19 protein-coding genes, 5 tRNA genes and 1 other RNA gene are annotated in these 18711 nt (G+C 46.6%); 10 read left to right on the forward strand and 15 right to left on the reverse strand.

Translation table 11 applies throughout. The features are described 5' to 3' along the window. The first annotated feature begins 26 nt into the window (after window positions 1–26). Together JZ784_RS01310 and JZ784_RS01315 are read left to right on the forward strand one after the other, a co-directional pair. Window positions 27–1844, forward strand: coding sequence for a DUF2157 domain-containing protein (locus tag JZ784_RS01310; protein WP_346313526.1), 1818 nt, complete (start codon window positions 27–29; stop codon window positions 1842–1844). Next, window positions 1841–2422: a GDYXXLXY domain-containing protein gene (locus JZ784_RS01315; protein WP_346313527.1), complete on the forward strand. Its 582-nt coding sequence runs from the start codon at window positions 1841–1843 to the stop codon at window positions 2420–2422. Before JZ784_RS01310 ends, JZ784_RS01315 begins: the two co-directional genes overlap by 4 nt. Window positions 2423–2478: 56 nt before the next feature. Here the strand turns inward: JZ784_RS01315 and panD are convergent, their stop codons facing one another. From panD to JZ784_RS01370, 11 genes are all read right to left on the reverse strand, one after another. Then, a complete protein-coding gene (panD, locus tag JZ784_RS01320; protein ID WP_005011465.1) occupies window positions 2479–2859 on the reverse strand; it encodes an aspartate 1-decarboxylase in 381 nt (126 codons plus the stop codon). A 143-nt stretch (window positions 2860–3002) separates the two neighbouring features. Further along, on the reverse strand, window positions 3003–3584 hold the full coding sequence (pth, locus tag JZ784_RS01325) for an aminoacyl-tRNA hydrolase (RefSeq protein ID WP_005011462.1): 582 nt from the start codon (window positions 3582–3584) through the stop codon (window positions 3003–3005). A gap of 18 nt (window positions 3585–3602) precedes the next feature. Beyond that, the gene (gene rplY / locus JZ784_RS01330) at window positions 3603–3896 is read right to left on the reverse strand and encodes a 50S ribosomal protein L25 (protein WP_005011459.1); all 294 of its coding nucleotides are present in this window, start codon (window positions 3894–3896) and stop codon (window positions 3603–3605) included. A 98-nt stretch (window positions 3897–3994) separates the two neighbouring features. Further along, entirely contained in the window at window positions 3995–4948 is a 954-nt protein-coding gene (locus JZ784_RS01335; protein ID WP_005011457.1) for a ribose-phosphate pyrophosphokinase, read from the reverse strand. A 36-nt stretch (window positions 4949–4984) separates the two neighbouring features. Further along, a tRNA-Gln gene (locus tag JZ784_RS01340) sits at window positions 4985–5059 on the reverse strand. Window positions 5060–5150: 91 nt separating this feature from the next. Then, window positions 5151–5225, reverse strand: a tRNA-Gln gene (locus JZ784_RS01345). Between the two features lie 22 nt (window positions 5226–5247). Continuing rightward, window positions 5248–5322: transfer RNA gene (locus JZ784_RS01350), tRNA-Gln, on the reverse strand. A gap of 32 nt (window positions 5323–5354) precedes the next feature. Beyond that, window positions 5355–5429 (reverse strand) — tRNA-Gln (locus JZ784_RS01355). Between the two features lies 1 nt (window position 5430). Further along, complete coding sequence (gene ispE, locus JZ784_RS01360; RefSeq protein ID WP_346313528.1) at window positions 5431–6258, reverse strand: 4-(cytidine 5'-diphospho)-2-C-methyl-D-erythritol kinase; 828 nt, start codon at window positions 6256–6258, stop codon at window positions 5431–5433. 21 nt (window positions 6259–6279) lie between these two features. Further along, complete coding sequence (lolB, locus tag JZ784_RS01365; RefSeq protein WP_346313529.1) at window positions 6280–6861, reverse strand: lipoprotein insertase outer membrane protein LolB; 582 nt, start codon at window positions 6859–6861, stop codon at window positions 6280–6282. A gap of 9 nt (window positions 6862–6870) precedes the next feature. Then, on the reverse strand, window positions 6871–8583 hold the full coding sequence (locus JZ784_RS01370) for a hypothetical protein (RefSeq protein WP_346313530.1): 1713 nt from the start codon (window positions 8581–8583) through the stop codon (window positions 6871–6873). Between the two features lie 78 nt (window positions 8584–8661). Between JZ784_RS01370 and hemA the strand changes: the two genes are divergently transcribed. Then, entirely contained in the window at window positions 8662–9945 is a 1284-nt protein-coding gene (hemA, locus tag JZ784_RS01375) for a glutamyl-tRNA reductase (RefSeq protein ID WP_346313531.1), read from the forward strand. 191 nt (window positions 9946–10136) lie between these two features. Here hemA and JZ784_RS01380 read toward each other — a convergent pair whose 3' ends face one another. Both JZ784_RS01380 and JZ784_RS01385 read right to left on the reverse strand, forming a co-directional pair. Next, window positions 10137–12059 (reverse strand): CHC2 zinc finger domain-containing protein, encoded by a 1923-nt coding sequence (locus tag JZ784_RS01380; protein WP_346313532.1) that lies wholly within the window; start codon window positions 12057–12059, stop codon window positions 10137–10139. Between the two features lie 219 nt (window positions 12060–12278). Then, on the reverse strand, window positions 12279–13292 hold the full coding sequence (locus JZ784_RS01385; RefSeq protein ID WP_346313533.1) for an outer membrane protein assembly factor BamD: 1014 nt from the start codon (window positions 13290–13292) through the stop codon (window positions 12279–12281). Between the two features lie 71 nt (window positions 13293–13363). On the opposite strand from JZ784_RS01385, the gene rluD reads away from it, so the two are divergent. Genes rluD through JZ784_RS01400 form a run of 3 tightly spaced genes read left to right on the forward strand, consistent with a single transcriptional unit; the run spans window position 13364 to window position 15794 of the window. Further along, window positions 13364–14416 (forward strand): 23S rRNA pseudouridine(1911/1915/1917) synthase RluD, encoded by a 1053-nt coding sequence (rluD, locus tag JZ784_RS01390; RefSeq protein WP_005011445.1) that lies wholly within the window; start codon window positions 13364–13366, stop codon window positions 14414–14416. A 45-nt stretch (window positions 14417–14461) separates the two neighbouring features. Beyond that, a complete protein-coding gene (gene pgeF, locus JZ784_RS01395) occupies window positions 14462–15202 on the forward strand; it encodes a peptidoglycan editing factor PgeF (protein WP_346313534.1) in 741 nt (246 codons plus the stop codon). A 40-nt stretch (window positions 15203–15242) separates the two neighbouring features. Then, complete coding sequence (locus JZ784_RS01400; RefSeq protein ID WP_346313535.1) at window positions 15243–15794, forward strand: flavodoxin family protein; 552 nt, start codon at window positions 15243–15245, stop codon at window positions 15792–15794. A gap of 203 nt (window positions 15795–15997) precedes the next feature. Here JZ784_RS01400 and smpB read toward each other — a convergent pair whose 3' ends face one another. Beyond that, the gene (gene smpB, locus JZ784_RS01405; protein WP_005011442.1) at window positions 15998–16474 is read right to left on the reverse strand and encodes an SsrA-binding protein SmpB; all 477 of its coding nucleotides are present in this window, start codon (window positions 16472–16474) and stop codon (window positions 15998–16000) included. 137 nt (window positions 16475–16611) lie between these two features. On the opposite strand from smpB, the gene coaD reads away from it, so the two are divergent. The 4 genes from coaD to JZ784_RS01425 all read left to right on the forward strand — a co-directional run bounded on the left by coaD (window position 16612) and on the right by JZ784_RS01425 (window position 17921). Beyond that, entirely contained in the window at window positions 16612–17103 is a 492-nt protein-coding gene (gene coaD, locus JZ784_RS01410) for a pantetheine-phosphate adenylyltransferase (RefSeq protein ID WP_005011435.1), read from the forward strand. A gap of 1 nt (window position 17104) precedes the next feature. After that, window positions 17105–17368, forward strand: coding sequence for a YfhL family 4Fe-4S dicluster ferredoxin (locus JZ784_RS01415; RefSeq protein ID WP_026253457.1), 264 nt, complete (start codon window positions 17105–17107; stop codon window positions 17366–17368). Window positions 17369–17394: 26 nt separating this feature from the next. Then, window positions 17395–17771: RNase P RNA component class A (gene rnpB / locus JZ784_RS01420), an RNA gene on the forward strand. A 73-nt stretch (window positions 17772–17844) separates the two neighbouring features. Next, window positions 17845–17921 (forward strand) — tRNA-Met (locus JZ784_RS01425). Window positions 17922–18008: 87 nt separating this feature from the next. On the opposite strand, the gene JZ784_RS01430 is transcribed toward JZ784_RS01425, so the two are convergent. After that, on the reverse strand, window positions 18009–18593 hold the full coding sequence (locus JZ784_RS01430) for a hypothetical protein (RefSeq protein ID WP_346313536.1): 585 nt from the start codon (window positions 18591–18593) through the stop codon (window positions 18009–18011). Between the last annotated feature and the right edge of the window lie 118 nt (window positions 18594–18711).

Raw genomic sequence — 18711 nt, forward strand, 5'->3', positions numbered from 1 at the left:
TTTAAAACGGATAAATAATCATAAAAATGACTGATTCCGAATTTTCAGCGCCCAAAAATGAATTTTCCCCGCGCTTATTTTGCAAAGTCCAAGTCATTCAATACTTACAGGTTATTGGACTGTCACTGATTGCGGCCAGCATCGTGTATTTAGTCGCCGCGAATTGGCTGATGATTCCAAAATATCTGCAGTTGGCTATTCCGATGACTCTGCTGCTGTGCAGCGCCTTGTCCAGCATTTATTTTACAGCACACAGCTGGATTCGGCAGAGTTTAGACTGCATCAGCGGGTTAATGCTGGGGATGAGCATGGCGGTCATTGGGCAAGTGTATCAGACAGGCGCAGACAGCTATTTGCTGTTTTTAATCTGGGCGGTGCTGCTCTTGCCGTGGCTTTATCGGCCTAATATTGGCGTATTCGCGCTGTTTTGTGCAGTAAGCCAGCTGGCGCTGTCTCTATTTTTTAAACAAAGTTTTCTTTTTGAGCAGAAAGAGCTGCTGTATCTGTTCGGCATGAATGTGCTCACAGCGCTAAGCGCTGCCTTTTGTCTAAAGTTTTATCCAGCTTTGCGTTTTGTTTTTATTGCTTTTATTGCGGCGATATCAGCGTATTGCATGTTTAATTTCTGCAGCGGCCAAGCACCGTATCAATGGCCGTATCTGGCGCTTTCGATTCTTTTGCCGCTTTGCCTATGCTGGTATTTCTATAAACAGCGGTTATCTTTAGAAACCAGTTTGCAGGCAGCCGGGCTGGCGGCCAGTGTCAGCATTTTAATCTTCCATTTTGCCGAACATCTGCTGGATGATTCTATTGCCGGCTTGCTGGTATTGGCGTTACTGGTTTTTGCCTGGTTTGCCGTGATCAGCTTGCTGCTGATAAAAATGCTGCCTAACACTCAATTTGCCGTGATCCCTCTGGCGATCGGCGCTTGGTTTGCAGGCATTATTTTGGCCTCTTTGCTGCTGACCTATTGGAAAACTTTTTCAATTTTGATGGGGCTGGCCTTTGTTGCACTCGCTTGGTGGATGATCCGCCGTGTTTCCAGTGTATTTGCCCGGCAATTTGCTTATTGCTTGTGGTTATGCGGGCAAGTCGCTGTATTGGTGCATACGCAAATGCTGACTGATAGCTTTGCCCTTATTTTGCTGATTCAGCTGGGCTTTACGCTGTTGTGCGTGCTTAGCCGCATGCATTGGCTGATTGTGCTGATTCAACTAGTGGCCTGTTACGGATTGAGTATTGCGGCTTTGGGCAGGGGGACTCTGTTCCGTGCGGATGAGCATTTGTTTTTCAGCATAATGATCCTAAACGGCCTGCTGTTGATTGGCCTGCTGTGTACAGGAATTTGGTGGCTAAAATCCATGTACCGCCAGGCATTTTCACTCTGGATGCTGTTTATTGTATGGGCCGCGGCGGCGCTGCAAACGCTGCTGAGCAATTTTATGCACTTGGATTTTTCATTCAGTCCGGCGGTGCAGAATACGATTGTCTACGGTCTGCCGCTGCTATGGCTCTGTCTGTATATCGGGCTCTCAGATCAGCATGATGCCGGTTTGGAAAAGTGGCTGGCGGCAGCTTTAGGCTTTACCCTGATCTTGATGGGCTATTTTGAAATTTTCCTGCTACTGGTATTCTTGTCATGGGCTGTCGCGTATCAACAGCGGCTGGTGCAGGGGCTGACTATTGTTCTGCTAATCTTGATGTTATGGCTGCTGTATTACAATTTGGACTTGAGCTTTCTGCTGAAAAGTCTGAGCATTCTTGTGTCTGGCGCGCTGCTGCTGGCTATGGCTCAGCTGCTGATGAAATCTTCAGATGCGAAATTGCAGGGAGCTGCATCATGAAGAAAATGATTCCCTTATGGCTGGCGGCATTCAGTATTGCGCTCTTTCTGATTATGATTGGCCGGCATGAATGGCATTTGGCGCACAGCGGCAGCATTTATGTGAAACTCAAGCCTGTTGACCCCCGCTCGATTTTACAAGGGGATTATATGGCGCTGAATTATCAGCTATATTTTGCTGAGCTGCCGTCTGCGATGGAATTGATTGAAGATCATTTGCCATCCGATGCGGCAAAAGCGTATTTTTATAATCAACCCAGCATCTTAAGCTATGTACAGCTTGATGCGCAGCGCAGAGTCATTCAGACCCGCTTTGATCCGCAGCTGCTGAATGACTATCCCGATGCATCTGCAAAATTAGTGCTGCGGAATCCTCACAATACCTTTGAAGGGCTGTATCCGGCAGCCCGCAGCTTTCTATTTGCAGAAGGTTTGGAGCCATGCTACCGCAATGCGCAATTTGCTGAGCTGAAAGTGCGTGAAAACGGGCAGCCGCTGCTGGTGAATTTGGTGGGTGAAAACTTGAAAGCGCTGAATTGCGAACAGCAAAATGACTGGTGGAAGGGCAGTCTCAACTAAAATTTTGAGTTTAAAAAAGCCCGCATTCATGCGGGCTTTTTTAAAGAATTCGGGTATTACGCAACTTGAACAGGAATACAGTTCGCAGTGTGATTCACAGTATTGTTTGGATTTGCATACACCAAGCGCGGCTTATGCGCATTTGCTTCGGCTTCTGTAAAATCACCAAATGTAGCAATAATCATTAAATCGCCTACATCTGCTTGATGCGCTGCACCGCCATTGACTGAAATGATGCCGGAACCTTCTTCACCGCGAATCGCGTACGTGCTAAAACGCTTACCATTAGTCACGTTCCACATGTGAATTTCTTCATATTCGCGGATACCGGCTAAATCCAATAAAATGCCGTCAATTGCACAAGAACCTTCATAATGTAATTCTGCTTGTGTAACGACGCAACGGTGAATTTTAGCTTTTAATAAACGAGATAGCATGGCTAGCGTCTCCTTAGTGGACCTAAGATTTTCATCTTGTGGTTGAATCAAACTGAACTTGCTGGATCAGCAATCAGGCAAGCGCATTTTGCCCTTAAAATGGCAGCATGGCAAGCAGCATGGTTCAACAATTTATTGACTTATCAGTTTGGTTTGTAAGCATTGATTTGATTCATGGCAGGCTGAATTTCACCATTCACCAGCATATTGATGCGGGCTAAAGCATGGCTGATTGCGTCGTCCATTAAATCTTGTTCACTGCTTGGCGCTTTGCTTAAAACATGTCCTGAGACACGTTCTTTAGAACCGGGGTGGCCTATTCCAATGCGTAAACGGTGGAAATTTGGACCTGTGTGCGGAACGATGTCACGCAAACCGTTGTGACCGCCGTGACCGCCGCCAGTTTTTAGGCGGATAATGCCGGGGTTCATATCCAGTTCATCATGTGCGATGAGCATGGTTTCAGGAGAGATATTGTAGAATTTTGCGAAGGGGACAACACTTTTACCGGAGAGGTTCATAAATGTTGTAGGCAGCAGCAGACGAACGTCATGGCCTTCTATATTGCCGCGCCCGCTGATTCCATTGAATTTCGGGTCAGCTTTTAAATTTATGCCATATTGCTCTGCAAGGCGTTCTACAAACCAGAAGCCTGCATTATGGCGGGTTTGAGCATACTCTTTACCAGGGTTGCCCAAACCGACAATCAGTGAAATATTTGACACTAATTACACCAATAACACTTATGCGCGAACAAAGTCAGCGTGCATAGGCGTGTTTTTAGCTGGGTGACGCTGTAACGCTTTGATTTTAACGCTTTCAGTTTTGTCGCCAACTTTGATTTCTACAACTTCTTCAAAGAATGCGTTGTTTTCTAAAGCTTTAACAAGCTCACGAAGTTCTAAAGTTACAGCAACAGGTTCGCCTGAACCGTAGATGATTGCTGGTACTTTGCTTTGCAGGCGAAGGCGGCGGCTCGAACCTTTCCCTTGAACTGCTTCTTCACGTGCTGCTGCGTTTAATACGAAGTTTGCCATGATAGACATCCTATTTAAGTTTAATTGAGCTGAACTTTCGACCAGTTCAGCGATAGAAAACCCTGCTAAGAGCAGGGTTTTGAAAATTTAGCGCTATATTATAGATAAGAATCAAACATTGCGCTAATAGATTCTTCGTTGTTAATACGACGAATTGTTTCAGCAACCATGCTTGCTACTGAAACTTGGCGAATCTTGCCGAGCGCTTGAGCTTCTTCAGAAAGCGGAATGGTGTCAGTCACAACCAATTCATCAATCACTGAATTTTTCAAGTTTTCGATCGCTTTGCCTGATAAAACAGGGTGAGTTGCATAGGCAACAACACGGCGTGCGCCAAATGTTTTCAGCGCGTCAGCAGCTTTACATAAAGTACCTGCTGTATCGACCATGTCATCGACAATAACGCAGTCACGGCCTTTCACATCGCCAATCAAATGCATCACTTGTGATTCATTCGCTTTTTGACGGCGTTTATCAATGATCGCAAGATCAATATCGCCCATTTGCTTCGCAACTGCGCGAGCGCGGACTACACCGCCTACGTCCGGAGAAACAACCATTAAGTTGTCATGGGACTGTTGGCGCAAGTCAGCAAGCAATGCTGGCGTACCGTAGATGTTGTCTACAGGGATATCGAAGAAGCCTTGGATTTGGTCTGCGTGCAGATCAATCATTACAACACGGTCAATACCTACTGTAGTCAGCATGTCTGCAACAACTTTAGCGGTAATAGGAACACGTGATGAACGAGGACGACGGTCTTGACGGGCATAACCGAAGTAAGGAATAACGGCAGTGATACGGCCTGCACTTGCGCGGCGAAGCGCGTCTGCCATAACTAAGATTTCCATCAGGTTATCATTAGTCGGGGCACAAGTAGGCTGTACAACAAATACGTCTTTACCACGCACATTCTCAGTGATTTCTACAGCAATTTCACCATCAGAAAAGGTTGAAACAGCAGCAGCACCTAGTGGGATATGTAAGTGGCTAACGACTTTTTGAGCGAATTGTGGATGCGCGGTTCCACTAAAAACGACAAGATTGGGCATGAAGCACCCTTGGCGGTTGATATGTATGGAAATAGATGGCAGGGGCGGCTGGATTCGAACCAACGGATGCCGAGATCAAAACCCGGTGCCTTACCACTTGGCGACGCCCCTAATGCGGCAGAACTTTAATATTTTTGAGCTGTTTTGTCAAGATGATTTAACAGGCTAGCCACAAAAGAATGTTCTGTCTTTTTTGAGAAAATGGCAGGGGCGGCTGGATTCGAACCAACGGATGCCGAGATCAAAACCCGGTGCCTTACCACTTGGCGACGCCCCTAAAATTGATGTGCTGTATTAAATGGCAGGGGCGGCTGGATTCGAACCAACGGATGCCGAGATCAAAACCCGGTGCCTTACCACTTGGCGACGCCCCTTTAATACAACATACATCTACAGGTGAATTTAATGGCAGGGGCGGCTGGATTCGAACCAACGGATGCCGAGATCAAAACCCGGTGCCTTACCACTTGGCGACGCCCCTATCAAACTTCAAAATGACGCAATGGCGATTCTGTTAAACTGCTGACCAAGTAAGATTTACATGGCGCGTTTTTCAGAATGTCATTCACATTCATATTTTCCGTTACCTCAGCAAAAACACAAGCACCTGTACCTGTAAGCTTTGCTGTACCGAACTGATCTAAATACTGCATTGCTTCATTTACTTCCGGGTATAAACTTCTTGCCACTGGCTCAAAGTTATTTCCAAAACTAAACGGCGTTAGCTGATAGGCGCAAAATTTAGTAGGCTTCGTGTCTCTTGTCAATGTTTTTTGCGAAAAAAGCAGTTGAGTGCTGATAAAACAATCAGGTTTCAGCACTATGTATTGTTTTTGATCTAAGTCTATGAATGTTAAGTGTTCACCAATGCCTTCCGCCCAGGCATTGCGGCCATGAACAAAAATAGGCACATCGGCTCCGAGTTTAAGTCCGAGTCTTGCCAAGTGTTCAGTATCTAAGCCGCATTGCCATAATTTATTCAGCACGATCAGCGTGGCGGCCGCATTTGAAGAACCGCCGCCGAGTCCGGCACCCATTGGAATATTTTTTTCGATGCGGATATTGATGCCGCCCGGCTGTTTTGCGTAAGGCAAAAGCGCTTGCGCGGCGCGATAGATTAAGTTTTGTTCCAGATCGACACTGTTCAAGCCGTCAATGCTGATTTGCGGTGATCCTGTTTGCGTAAATTCCAGCCAGTCATATAAATCAATCAGCTGAAAAATGCTTTGCAGTTCATGGTAACCGTCTGCACGGCGCCCCGTAATATGCAAGAACAAGTTAAGTTTGGCAGGAGAGGGAACACGGATCATAACAATTCAAACTTTGTTGGCTTAGCGGTTTTGTATCACCATTGTAATACGGTTTTCTTTTCCAGTTTCAAGCGCTTGCTTTAAAACCAGTTTATTGGGCAATGGGACGCTGTTTTCATAGCTTAAATCGACCTGCCAGCCGTCTTCAAGAATTTGCACAATGCGGCCGCTGCCATCTTTGTTGAGCTGCGCATGCGGAGTGGCGGGTTTGGCTTGTACCCATTTGACTAGATGGGTAATAGGCGCGTTCCAGCCTGTCGCCCGCTCCAGCAGCTCTTCAGGTGAAGCCGCGCTGATCAGGCCTGTTTTCGCGCTGTTCAGTGTTGCTTCGCCGGGTTTTCCGGAAATTTGGGTTTTGCCGACGCCTAAAATGCCGCTCAGTTCGATATCAAACTCATCCTGTTCCTGCGCCCAGGTAAAGAAAGCGCTGCCGGACTGCTGCGGAGTGCGCACGCCAATTTTGCCTTGCAGGTTGAATTGATTTGGCGCTTCTATCGAGGGGGCCGGCAGCGGTTCCTGAGGCTGAATGTACTGTTGGCAGCCGGTTAAAGCCAAGGTGCTGCCAGCAATAACAGACAGGCAAAGTTTAGAAAGGATATGCATAAACGGGGGTTAACTCTTTTTCATGTGCTGAGGCAACAATAACGTATTCAATTGTTCCAATTGAGGATCATTCGGGTGTTTTTGTTTGAGTTGTTGTAACACTTGGCTAAATTCTGCAATGTTGCCCTGCATATACACAGAGCGGGCATAGTTCACCCCAATTTTAACGCTGCCGCTCAATTCGTAGGCTTTTTTCAATACTTCTGCGGAGGCGGCAAAGTCGTTCTGCAAATAGCAGATATAGCCCAGCGTATCTAAGATAGAGGCCTGCTCTGGGGCAAATTCTAAGGCGTGCTCTACAAATCTGCGCGCATCATCCAGCCGCCGGTTTTGCAAGGCTAAGGTATATGCATATGCATTCAGATAGGTCGGGCTGTTCGGTTCAATCGCAAGCAGGCTGTTGAGCCGCTTATCGAGCTTATCCCGTTCTTGATAAGGGTCTAGAATCAGAACCTCTGCATAAATCAGCTCAGGGTCGTCCGGCAGATTTTTAATAGCTTCATCCAAAAGCCGCATAGCCGCTTTTTTATTGTCCATGCGCTTTAAGATGTCGGCCTGCGCTAAATACAGAAAACTGGCATGCTGCGGGTAGTTGACGCGTTCCTGCGTCAAAAAGCGCAGCGCATCATGCAGCTTATTTTGCTGGGTAAAAATATTGACCATGCTGCGCCGCGAGACGGTATAGAGGCTGCCATCCACCAAGCGGTAATAGGCTTTTGCCGTCTCAAAATGCTGTTTCCGCTCAGCATTAACGGCTAAATAATAATAGGCTTCATTTTGATACTGAGCGGAGTAGCGCAGTTCAACCAAGTACTTTTCGGCTTTTTCATACTGCTCTAAATCAATGCTGGTGAGGCCGCCCAAAAACAGCGCTTCTTCGGCTTTGGGCCATTTTTTGATAATGTCTTCCAGTTTTTTCAGCGCGAGCTCAGATTCATTGATTTTGACTAAATACTTGGCTTCCGCTAAGCGGACATCCAGATTGCTGCGGTGCTTGCGGCTGGATTTTTCATACCATTCACGAGCAGCCTCTTCATCACCTAAAGCGGTGAGCAAGTTGGCTTTCATTAAAATGTAGCCCGTTGTTTTCGGGCGTTTTTTTAAAGCGAGGTTGACCGTATTCAGTGCATCATTCAATTGCCCATTCTGCGCTTCTAAGGCGGCAATCAGCACAAGGATAGATGGATTGCGGTTCTCTTTGCTGGTCCGCAATGCATTGATCAGAAAGTCGCGGTCATCGGCTGATTCAGGCGAGATGCCTGCTAAAATCTGTTCCAAATCCGCATTCGGGTCAATATTTAAAATTTTATCTAAGGTTTCTGCCGCCAGATCATATTCATGGGCTTTTAAGGCAATATGTGACAGATAAAACAGGGCAGGAACATCTTCCGGCTCCTGCACCACCCAATGCGTGGCAATATCTAAAGCGGCCTGCAGATCATTTTGCTCCAGCGCGACATTCAGGGCGCGCTGCTTGACCGAGGTAGAGTTGCTTTTAATAGCAAGCACAGTATAGTTATGCAATGCGGTTGGAATGTCGTCATAGGCTAGGGCAAACTCTGCAATCATGCTTTGTTTTATGGCATCATAATTTGGATTGGCGTGGTAAACTTCTCCAAATGCCCGAACTTGAGCACTGGAAGCCATGCTACCGACCAGCAAGAATGTGGTAGAATACTGCTTAATTGTCGAGCCGCTGAGCCGGCTATTTGTTTGACGCAATTTTTCTTGATCCAAGTAATGCTTTTTATGACACCGATATTGCACAATAGCATAAATTTAGCGAAATGATGATCTGATATGTCTTTCTTTGCATTGGGTGTCAACCATCAAACCGCCTCTGTAGAGCTGCGTGAAAAAATCGCATTTAACCCTGAAAAGTTAAGTGCGCTGCTTGCACAGCAAAGCCATGCCGAATATCTGAATGATATGGTGGTGGTTTCTACATGTAACCGTACAGAAGTTTATGCCATGTCTGAGAATCCAGATATGGTATTAAATTGGCTCGCCCAAGCAAATCATATTGATGTAAAGCAATTGTCAAATCATGTGTACCGCTATGAAAACGCGCAGGCGGTGACACATCTTATGCGGGTTGCCAGCGGGCTCGACTCACTGATGCTGGGTGAACCGCAAATTTTAGGGCAAGTCAAAACCGCGCTGTCTTTAGCGAAAGATGCAGAAACGGTATCGTCCAATTTAAACCGAATTTTTGAATATGCTTTTTATGCAGCTAAGCGCGTGCGCTCGGAAACCGCCGTCGGCAGCCATGCAGTTTCCATGGGCTATGCAGTTGCACAGCTGGCTTTGCAGGTCTTCAGCAAGCCTGAGCAGTTAACCGTTATGGTGGTTGCAGCTGGTGAAATGAACAGCCTGGTGGCAAAGCATTTGGCGGAAATGGGTGTGGGCAAAATCATTATTTGTAACCGTACCCGCAGCCGCGCAGAAGCGCTGGCGCAGGAAATTGCGCATCGCGCAGAGGTCGAGATTATTGATTTTGATCAGCTGGCGGAGAATCTGCACCGCGCCGATGTGATTTCCAGCTGTACAGGCAGCCTGCATCAGGTTATTTATTTTAAAGATGTGAAAGCAGCGTTAAAAAAACGCAAATATAAGCAGATGCTGCTGGTCGATTTAGCCGTGCCGCGTGATATTGAAGCGAAGGTTGAAAGTTTGGATGGCGTCTACCTGTATGGGGTCGATGATCTGCAAAGCGTGATTGATGAAAACCTCGCGCAGCGCCGCCAAGCTGCAGTGGAAGCCGAGGTCATGGTTAACCAATTGGCGACTGAGCTGGTCATTCAGCAAAAGGTGAATTTGGCTGGCGCGACAATTCAGGCTTATAGAGCGCATGGTGAGAGCTTAAGGCAAGAAGAGCTGGCGCTGGCCTTGGAGCGTTTGCAAAAAGGGGAAGCTGCAGAACAGGTGCTGCAGGAGTTTTCTTACCGTTTAAGCAACAAGCTGCTGCATCCGACGTCAATCCTGCTGCGCCATGCAGCCACTGCTGAAGATCCGGCCTACTTTGAAATGCTGGAGCGGGAGTTGGCGGACGTTGCGGAAAAGCGCCGTAAGCCAAAAAGGTGAGGCGAAGCTGTTTAGGCTTTTTCTTGATTTTTAAAGTGTCTTAGACGAACACAGCATGGCCGCAGGGCTTTTTTGCATTCAGCTGCCCATAAAAGTGGATGCTGTCATGCATGCGCCTGTATCGGCGAACCGAATGAAACCGGATTTTAAAAAGTATCACTTAGACGGCTTGTATTGGCTTCCGTCTGAGCTTATTCATCTAAGAGCGTCAGCGACCTTTTTTTGCTGATCTCATAAATTTTCTGTTTCAGATTGCGCATTTCAGCAAGGCTGGAAAACTTCTTCGATTTGATCTTTTGCTGCAGGCATTCGTATTGCAGTTTGATCGAAAAATCTGCGGCCAATTTGTCTGCCTGTTCAGGAGACGACGTATAATCGCTGATATTGGCATTTTCCAAAATATGCTGCAATTCATGGTGATACGCCGAACATGCGCCTAAAACATAATAGCGGGACAGTTCAGGATCATCCGGCAAATCATCAAAAATAGTATTGAAAATATTCAGAATATTAAACAGCAATAAGTCGGATGAAATCAGCGCGCGCAGCGGCTCAAAATGAATGTACAGATAGGGATGATTGATTAAAATCGCTATGACATATTCTTCGGCATCAATTTTGGTGCTGAAACTGAGTGAGGCATCGTTATTGACCTGCGGCTGCCATTTACGGCTGAAGCCGAGTTTTTCACGGAAATACTGCTGCAGCAGATAACGGTACGACCCCGTTTTTGGCAGCAACTCTGTCAGCTGTTTGAGTTCACCCATCACTTGGCTTTTGCCTTCAGGTTTGGTGACATCAAAATTTTGAGTTAAATGCGCAAAGATAAATTCAGAAAGCAACGGAGCAGTGTCTAAAAGCCGTCTAAAGTTTTCAATGCCTTCACGGCGAATTAAGGAATCTGGATCGTGATCATTCGGCAGCACAAAGAATTTCAGCTCACGGCCGTCGTTCAGCAGCGGCAGAGCAATTTCTAAAGTGCGGCGGGCGGCTTTTTGCCCGGCAGCGTCACCGTCAAAGGCAATGGTGATGCGGTTATTTTGCTTGAATAGAATATTCAGATGTTCAGTATTGCTGGCTGTGCCCAAAGTTGCAACTGCGCCTGCAATGCCATACTGCTGCAGGGCAATCACATCCATATAGCCTTCCACCATCAGCCAGTCTTGGGCTTTTTGCTTGCGGCCTTCATATAAGCCATACAGCAGCTGGTTTTTATGGAAAACTTCAGAATCTGGCGAGTTGATGTATTTGGGTTTGATTTCGTCATTCAGCGCCCGGCCGCCAAAGCCGACCACCCGGCCTTTCGGGTCGCGGATCGGGAAAATGACCCGGTCGCGCAGCAAGTCAAAATCACGGCCGCTGTCACTGGTGCGGATCAGGCCCAGCAGTTTTAAGCCTTCAATATCCTGCGGAAAAGCTTTTTCTAAATGCTGCCAGTCTTCTGGCGCATAGCCTAAGCGCCAATACGCAATGGTTTCCGCAGACAGTCCGCGTTGTTTAAAATACTGCTGCGCTGTTTTGCTGTGCGGCAGTTGATGCGCGTAAAATTGCGCAATATTTTCCAGCAAGTCGTATAGATTGCCATCCGGCTGGGCCTGTTCAAAGGCTGCAGGCTGATCAAAGGCCGCAAAAGGATCATTGCCGTAAAAGGCGTCATCCTGAGGCTGAAATTCTGCAAATGGATCATGCTCAAATGCGGGCTGCTGTTCACCGGCTGCAGGCGCAGTTTTTGCCTGCATTGAGCTGGGCTGGGCTGATTCCGCAGGCGCTTTCGGTTTTTGCGCTTCCCGTTTGTATTTTAATTTATTGGAGTCAAAATTGTCTTTTGGCAGTTCAATGCCGGTTTGACTCGAAAGGTCCTTCATGACTTCAATGAAATTTCGGCTGCCGATATCCATTAAAAAACGGATGGCATTGCCATTGGCCTGACAGCCGAAGCAGTGGAAATACTGCTTGTCACGGTATACGTGAAAAGATGGCGATTTTTCCTGATGAAACGGGCAGCAGCCTGAATAGGTACGCCCAGTCTTTTTTAATTTCACAAATTGACCGATCACATCGACAATATCGGTGCGGTCTAAAATTTGATCAATGGTGTGCTGAGGAATCGCCATGCTGTTATATCAATATGTCTTCAAAGTCTGCGGAAAATAGAAAGAGTCAATTTTTTGCTGATCGCATTTAAGTGCAAGCCAGCAGCTGGCGGACATGCCGATCAGTCATTTGTATCCTTTTTGAGCATTCGGATCAAGCGGTGATCTGCGTCAGCCTGAAATGATAAAGGGCAAATATGATAACTTGCCCTTTATGAAAAATCATCCTAAATACCGGATTTATTCGGCTGGCTGCGCTGCATCGGATTCAACAGGCTGTTGAATCTCAGCCGCTTCCGCTTTAGGGCGGTCCAGCAAGCCAAAAGATAAGCGGTTGGTTAAGCTACGCTTTTCTCCGCTGTCTGTGTTTTTCACTGCATCCTGTTCAGAATGGGTGCGGCCTTCTTTGCCAAAGACGCCTAAAGTCGTGCGGTTCCAGAAACTGCCTTCACTGCGGGCGGCGCGCATGTTGACCGTGCCGTCAGATTTCACCAGTTCAGGATAATTCATTTTCAAGATATCAATATACTGCTGGGACGTCGCTTTATCGCCGAGTTTGTCATAACCGTAAGCGGCTGTCGCCAAAGCTTCTGGAATTTGCGGTGTTTGCGGATAGTGTTCAATGACCCATAATGAACGCTCCACAGCCGCAAGGTAGGCTTTACGCTTAATGTTGAAGCGGGCGGCGTTCATTTCGCTTTCAGCCAATTCCTGGCCAATAAACTTCATGCGCTGCGCTGCGTCTACCGCATAGGTGCTGGACGGGTAACGGCGGATAAAATCTACAAAATTCTGATAAGCCACTTTTAAATAGCTCACATCACGGTGTGACTGCTTTAATGACGTATAGCGCAGCAGGCCGTCATAGTTTTGTTCCATATTGGCAACACCGCGGACATAATACGCATAATCTACATTTGGATGCTGCGGATTCAAGCGGATAAAACGTTCTGCCAAAGTGATAGCGGCTTCATAGTCTTTTTGCTGAAATTTAACGTAAAGCAATTCCAGCTGCGCCTGCGCTGCATAGCTGCCAGTTGGGTAATACGTTTCTAGAGCTTCAAGATGTTTTGCCGCATCTGTATATTGATGACGATCAAGCGCTTTTTTAGCTTTTTCAATATAAACCTGTTCGCTGGATTGCGGACCAGTATCGACCACATCTTTTTTTGGATTGCTGCTGCAGCCTGACATTGCGGCTGCAATACCAATCGTTAGAGCAAGCATTGTCTTTTTATAATGTGGCAGCGACATAAAAATTCCTCTGTTAATACTGGCAATGAGCTACAATTGCACTATTAAACCACTTTTGCCTGAATGATCAAATGACTCAAGCACAATCTTCTAATTCCAATATCCCTGAAACCGACTTCAATTTGCTTGAAGATTCTGAGGATGCAGATAACCATACTTCAGACTCAACTGCAACACGTTTATCGTTGCAATTTCAATTGGATGACAGCTTTTTTGGACAGCGTATCGACCAAGTCGCAGCAACCGTTTGGCCTGATTTTTCACGCGAAAAACTGAAACAGTGGCTGAAAGAAGGCCATTTGTTAGTGAATGGTAACAGCGTCAAGCCAAAGTATAAATCTGAGGGTGATGAACTGCTCACGCTTGACGTTGAGCTGGAAGCGCAAACCCGCAGCCTGCCTGAAGACATTCCTTTAGACATTGTCTATGAAGATGATGACATTATCGTCATTAATAAGCCTGTGGGCATGGTGGTGCATCCGGGCGCCGGCAATTCGACAGGAACGCTGGTGAATGCCTTGCTGCATCATTATCCTAAATCTGTGGAATTGACCCGTGCGGGCTTAGTGCACCGTATTGATAAAGATACATCAGGCTTGCTGGTTGTTGCAAAAAATCTGGAAGCGCAGTTCTCGCTCAGCAAGCAATTGGCGAAGAAATCGGTTTACCGGATTTATGATCTGGTGGCTTATGGCGCCATTATTGCTGGCGGCACCATTGATGAGCCGATTAAGCGTCATCCGGTAGACCGCATTAAAATGGCCATTTTGCCGGGCGGGAAAGAAGCGGTCACGCACTATAATGTGAAAGAGCGCTTTCAGCATTTCACCCGTATCCAAGCGCGTTTGGAAACGGGCCGCACCCATCAGATCCGTGTGCATTTCAGCTATATTGGTCATGGCCTGATCGGCGATTCTGTATATATGAACCGTGTACGCGTGCCTGCAGGCGCATCGGAACTGCTGGCAGATACGCTGCGCGGCTTTAAGCGTCAGGCTTTGCATGCGGCTAAACTGGGGCTGGTGCACCCGCGCACAGGCGAAGATATGATGTTTGAAGCGCCGTGGCCTGAAGACTTCAGCCACTTGGTTGATGTTTTGCGTACTGAAAACAAAGCGTATTAAGGCAAGGACTGAATGCGTTCAGTCTAAAATGAAAAGGATGAAGACATGCAATTTGTTCAAGGGCTGCCGAAAGGTGTGTATGCAGGTCAGACCCGAGTGCATCATGAAAAGGTGCTGCCGTCAGAAATGCCTGAATTGGCAGGCTTTAATTTGGCCTTGCATGTCAATGATGATCCGCAGCGTGTGCAGCGGCACCGCATGGCGCTGCTGGAAGAGTTTTCTGTTCATGGCGTGCGTAAAATCACCTGGATGACTCAAACACACAGCACCATCTGCCGCACCATCAATGAAGAAATGCCTTTTGATGCGCTGGAAGGAGATGGTTTGGTGACGCAAACTGCAGGCCATGCCTTAATGATGATGACAGCAGACTGTTTGCCTGTGGTGCTGGGCAATGCTGAAGGCACTGAGGTGGCCAATCTGCATGCGGGCTGGCGCGGTTTGGCTGGCGGCATCATCGAAGCTACGATTGGCGAGATGAAAAATCCGCCGGCATGGGCGTGGCTCGGGGCGGCTATTTGCCAAGACAATTTTGAAATTGGCGCTGAAGTGAAACAGGCATTTTGCGCTAAATATCCTGAGCTGGACAGCGCATTCAAAGCAGGCCTGAAAGAAGGAAAGTTCTATGCAGATCTGTATGCGATTTCGCGGTATATTTTAGCTTTGCATGGGGTGAATACCGTGCTGGGCGGCGATCAGTGCTCTTATCAGCAGCCGGAGGATTTTTTTTCTTACCGCCGGGAATCTCAAACGGGCCGCATGGCAACGTTCGTGTTTATGGCATGAAAATGCTAAACTTGATTGAATCTGTAGACTTTTAATTACTATGCCTTTATCCGCAAAATCTATCGCTATTGTTTATCACAGCCCTTACGGCCATACAGCAAAAGTCGCTTCCTGCATTGCTCAGGGTGCGGAACAGGCCGGCATTGCAGTGCATAGCATGAATATTGAACAGATAGATTGGGAGGCTTTGGACCAGGCCGATGCCATTGTATTTGGCTGTCCGACGTATATGGGCAGCATTACATCGGGCTTGAAGCAGTTTATGGAACAGTCTTCTAAACGCTGGCTGGCGCGGACTTGGCAAGGCAAATTGGCGGCCGGTTTTACCAATGGCGGCGGTTTAAGCGGCGACAAATTGGCCGTTTTGCAGCAGATTAATTTATTTGCCATGCAGCATGGCATGCTGTGGTCTGGTTTGCCGATGATGCCCACGGGGCGCAGTGCGCAAGACCTGAACCGCATGTCGAGCTTTCTGGGCTTAATGACTCAGTCAGATAATGCGCCAGTTGAGGTGACACCGCCCACAGGTGATTTGAACACTGCCATCTGGTTTGGTGAATATTTAGCCCTGACATTGAATAAATTTAAATAATTTGTTTTTTTAATTGTTTAAATGTTCAGCCATAAGTATTTAAAAAGCCAAAAGAATTTAATTTTCTTTTGGTTTTTTTCTTTATGGGCAATTTTAAACAATATGCTGGGACAGCTGTCACTAAAAAATCATGCTGAACTGAAAAACTCATTCATTATTGATCAATAAAAAACCTCCAGCTGGAGGTTTTTATGATGCGCGGTTTATTTATGCATAATGCGGGCTTTATCACGCTGCCAGTCGCGGTCTTTTTCAGTAGCGCGTTTGTCATGCAGCTGCTTGCCTTTCACCAAAGCAATTTCCAGTTTCGCTAAACGGCCTTTCCAGTAACAGGCGAGCGGAACACAGGAGTAGCCTTTTTGATCGACGGAACCCATTAGCTTTTCTATTTCACGCTTACTGAGCAATAGTTTACGTGTACGGCGGGCTTCAGGCACAATGTGCGTAGATGCGCTCAGCAAGGGCTGAATTTGAGCGCCAAACAAATACGCTTCGCCATTTTTAAAGGTGATATAGCTTTCGCTAAGGGTCATACGGCCAGCACGAAGCGACTTAACTTCCCAGCCTTGCAAGGAAAGTCCAGCTTCAAATTTCTCTTCAATAAAATAATCGTGGCGGGCGCGTTTGTTCTGCGCAATCGTTCCGCCGTTATTTTTTTTAACAACAGTTACTTTCGACATAATCAGAAACTTCCAAAGTTAAGGCTATTGTACCCGAACTTATATGCTTATGGACTGTTTAAATTGATGGAGTTTCTTCACCCAAAAACAAGATTTTGCTAAAATAAGTTTCTACAAAACAAACTGAGTACAAATGGATGTCTCAAACTCGCGTAATTTATCCGGGCACATTCGATCCAATTACCAATGGCCATATTGATTTAGTTACACGCGCATCACGCATGTTTGATGAAGTGGTGGTCGCAATTGCTATTGGTCATCATAAAAATCCATTATTCAGTTTGGAAGAGCGTGTAGAATTAGCAAAAGAATCATTAAGCCATTTAGACAATGTTGAATTTGTAGGCTTTGACGGCCTGCTGGTGAATTTCTTTCATGAGCAGAATGCAACCGCAGTATTGCGCGGATTGCGCGCCGTATCTGATTTTGAATATGAGTTTCAATTGGCGAATATGAACCGCCAGCTCGATTCTAAATTTGAAGCGGTATTTCTGACGCCGTCAGAACAGTATTCCTTTATTTCATCCACATTAGTGCGTGAAATTGCCCGCTTAAAAGGCGATGTGACGAAGTTTGTTCCTGCAAATGTCGAAGCTGCCTTTGAGCGCAAACTACAACAAGGCTGGTAGCGTGTCTTTATATATCACCGATGAATGCATCAATTGTGATGTCTGCGAACCTGTATGCCCCAATGAGGCAATTTTTATGGGGGAGGTCATTTATGAGATCAACCCTGATTTATGTACAGAGTGCGTCGGGCATCATGATAAGCCGCAGTGTCAATTATTTTGCCCTGTCGACTGCATCCCGCTTGATCCCAATCATGCAGAGACGCAGGAAGAGCTGCAGCTGAAGTATGAAAAGCTGACTGATCAAAAAACATCAAGCAATTAGTTTGTTTATTTGCTATCATCCCGCTCGAAGTGAGCCAGACGATCGCTGCTGTGGAAATCTCCGTGATTGAAGCAGGGGAGGAAAGTCCGGGCTTCATAGGGCAGGGTGCCAGGTAACGCCTGGGCGGCGAAAGCCGACGGCAAGTGCAGCAGAGAGTAGACCGCCTCCATCATGTTTTCGAGCAATCGGATTCGGAGGTAAGGGTGAAAGGGTGCGGTAAGAGCGCACCGCGTGTCTGGTAACAGTTCACGGCAAGGTAAACCCCACCAGAAGCAAGACCAAATAGGGATCCTGAGGCACGGCCCGTGCTGGATCCGGGTAGGTCGCTTGAGCGTACGAGTGATTGTGCGCCTAGAGGAATGATCGTTCACGACAGAACCCGGCTTATCGGCTCACTTCACCAAATTTTGATCAATTAAGCGCATTAAGTACTTGACGTACTTTGGATAAAACCACATAATGCGCGCACAGTTTAAGGCTATGTAGCTCAGTTGGTTAGAGCACCGCACTCATAATGCGGGGGTCACAGGTTCAAGTCCCGTCATAGCCACCATTTTTATAGACCACGTTCCAAAACGTGGTCTTTTTTTGCCTAAAATTTTGAAGGTCTTGTTTGCAATCGCCGGTTCATTGGTAAAAATTAAGCCGATTTATATACCAGTGCGCGCATGCCAGAGCGTAAGGCAAATGCGCCGTGCATGTATACGCCGCCTAACCAATAAGGCACATTGAAAATATCCGTATGGCGGTATTTGACCAGTCCAAATTCTGCCAAAAGCCCTTCAAAAAACATGCCGCCTATGGCCAATAATATTGCCAGTATGCACAGCCAGGCGCGCTCGTAAGTGAAACTTAGCCGAATAATAAAAGTAAGATAAAAAATAAAGCACAATAAAGCAGGGTGAAAATTGCCAAAACCGCTGAGCAGGTATGCACAGGCAAATGCAGTTAAATCTTCAGATAGGCTGCGCCAGCTTCCATGCGCGGTACTTAGCTTGATATCCAGTTTTTGACTGAGTATGCGGCTAACATGGAGGTAATTGATTGCCATAAATAAGAAGGCAATAAAAAAGGCTGGAAAGACCCACCAAGCTTGTTGAAAAAATAGGGGATTGGGGTAACTAAGCGTTTGAGTAAAGACATGGTTGGCGTCGCAGAGTGTAGCGACAATAGCTGCAAGTAAGGCTAAAGCAAGGATTCCTGTTTTACGGATGTTGAGGGGCATTCTGTGTCCTATTATTTTTTGTTTTGATGGGCTTTATTTATAGGGCTTGGCAAGGTTTATAGCTATGTCATAAGAGGCAAAAATTGCAGTTTAAAATGATAAAACTATAAATATCAGT

Source organism: Acinetobacter sp. CWB-B33 (assembly GCF_039655955.1).
Taxonomy (GTDB): domain Bacteria; phylum Pseudomonadota; class Gammaproteobacteria; order Pseudomonadales; family Moraxellaceae; genus Acinetobacter; species Acinetobacter bouvetii.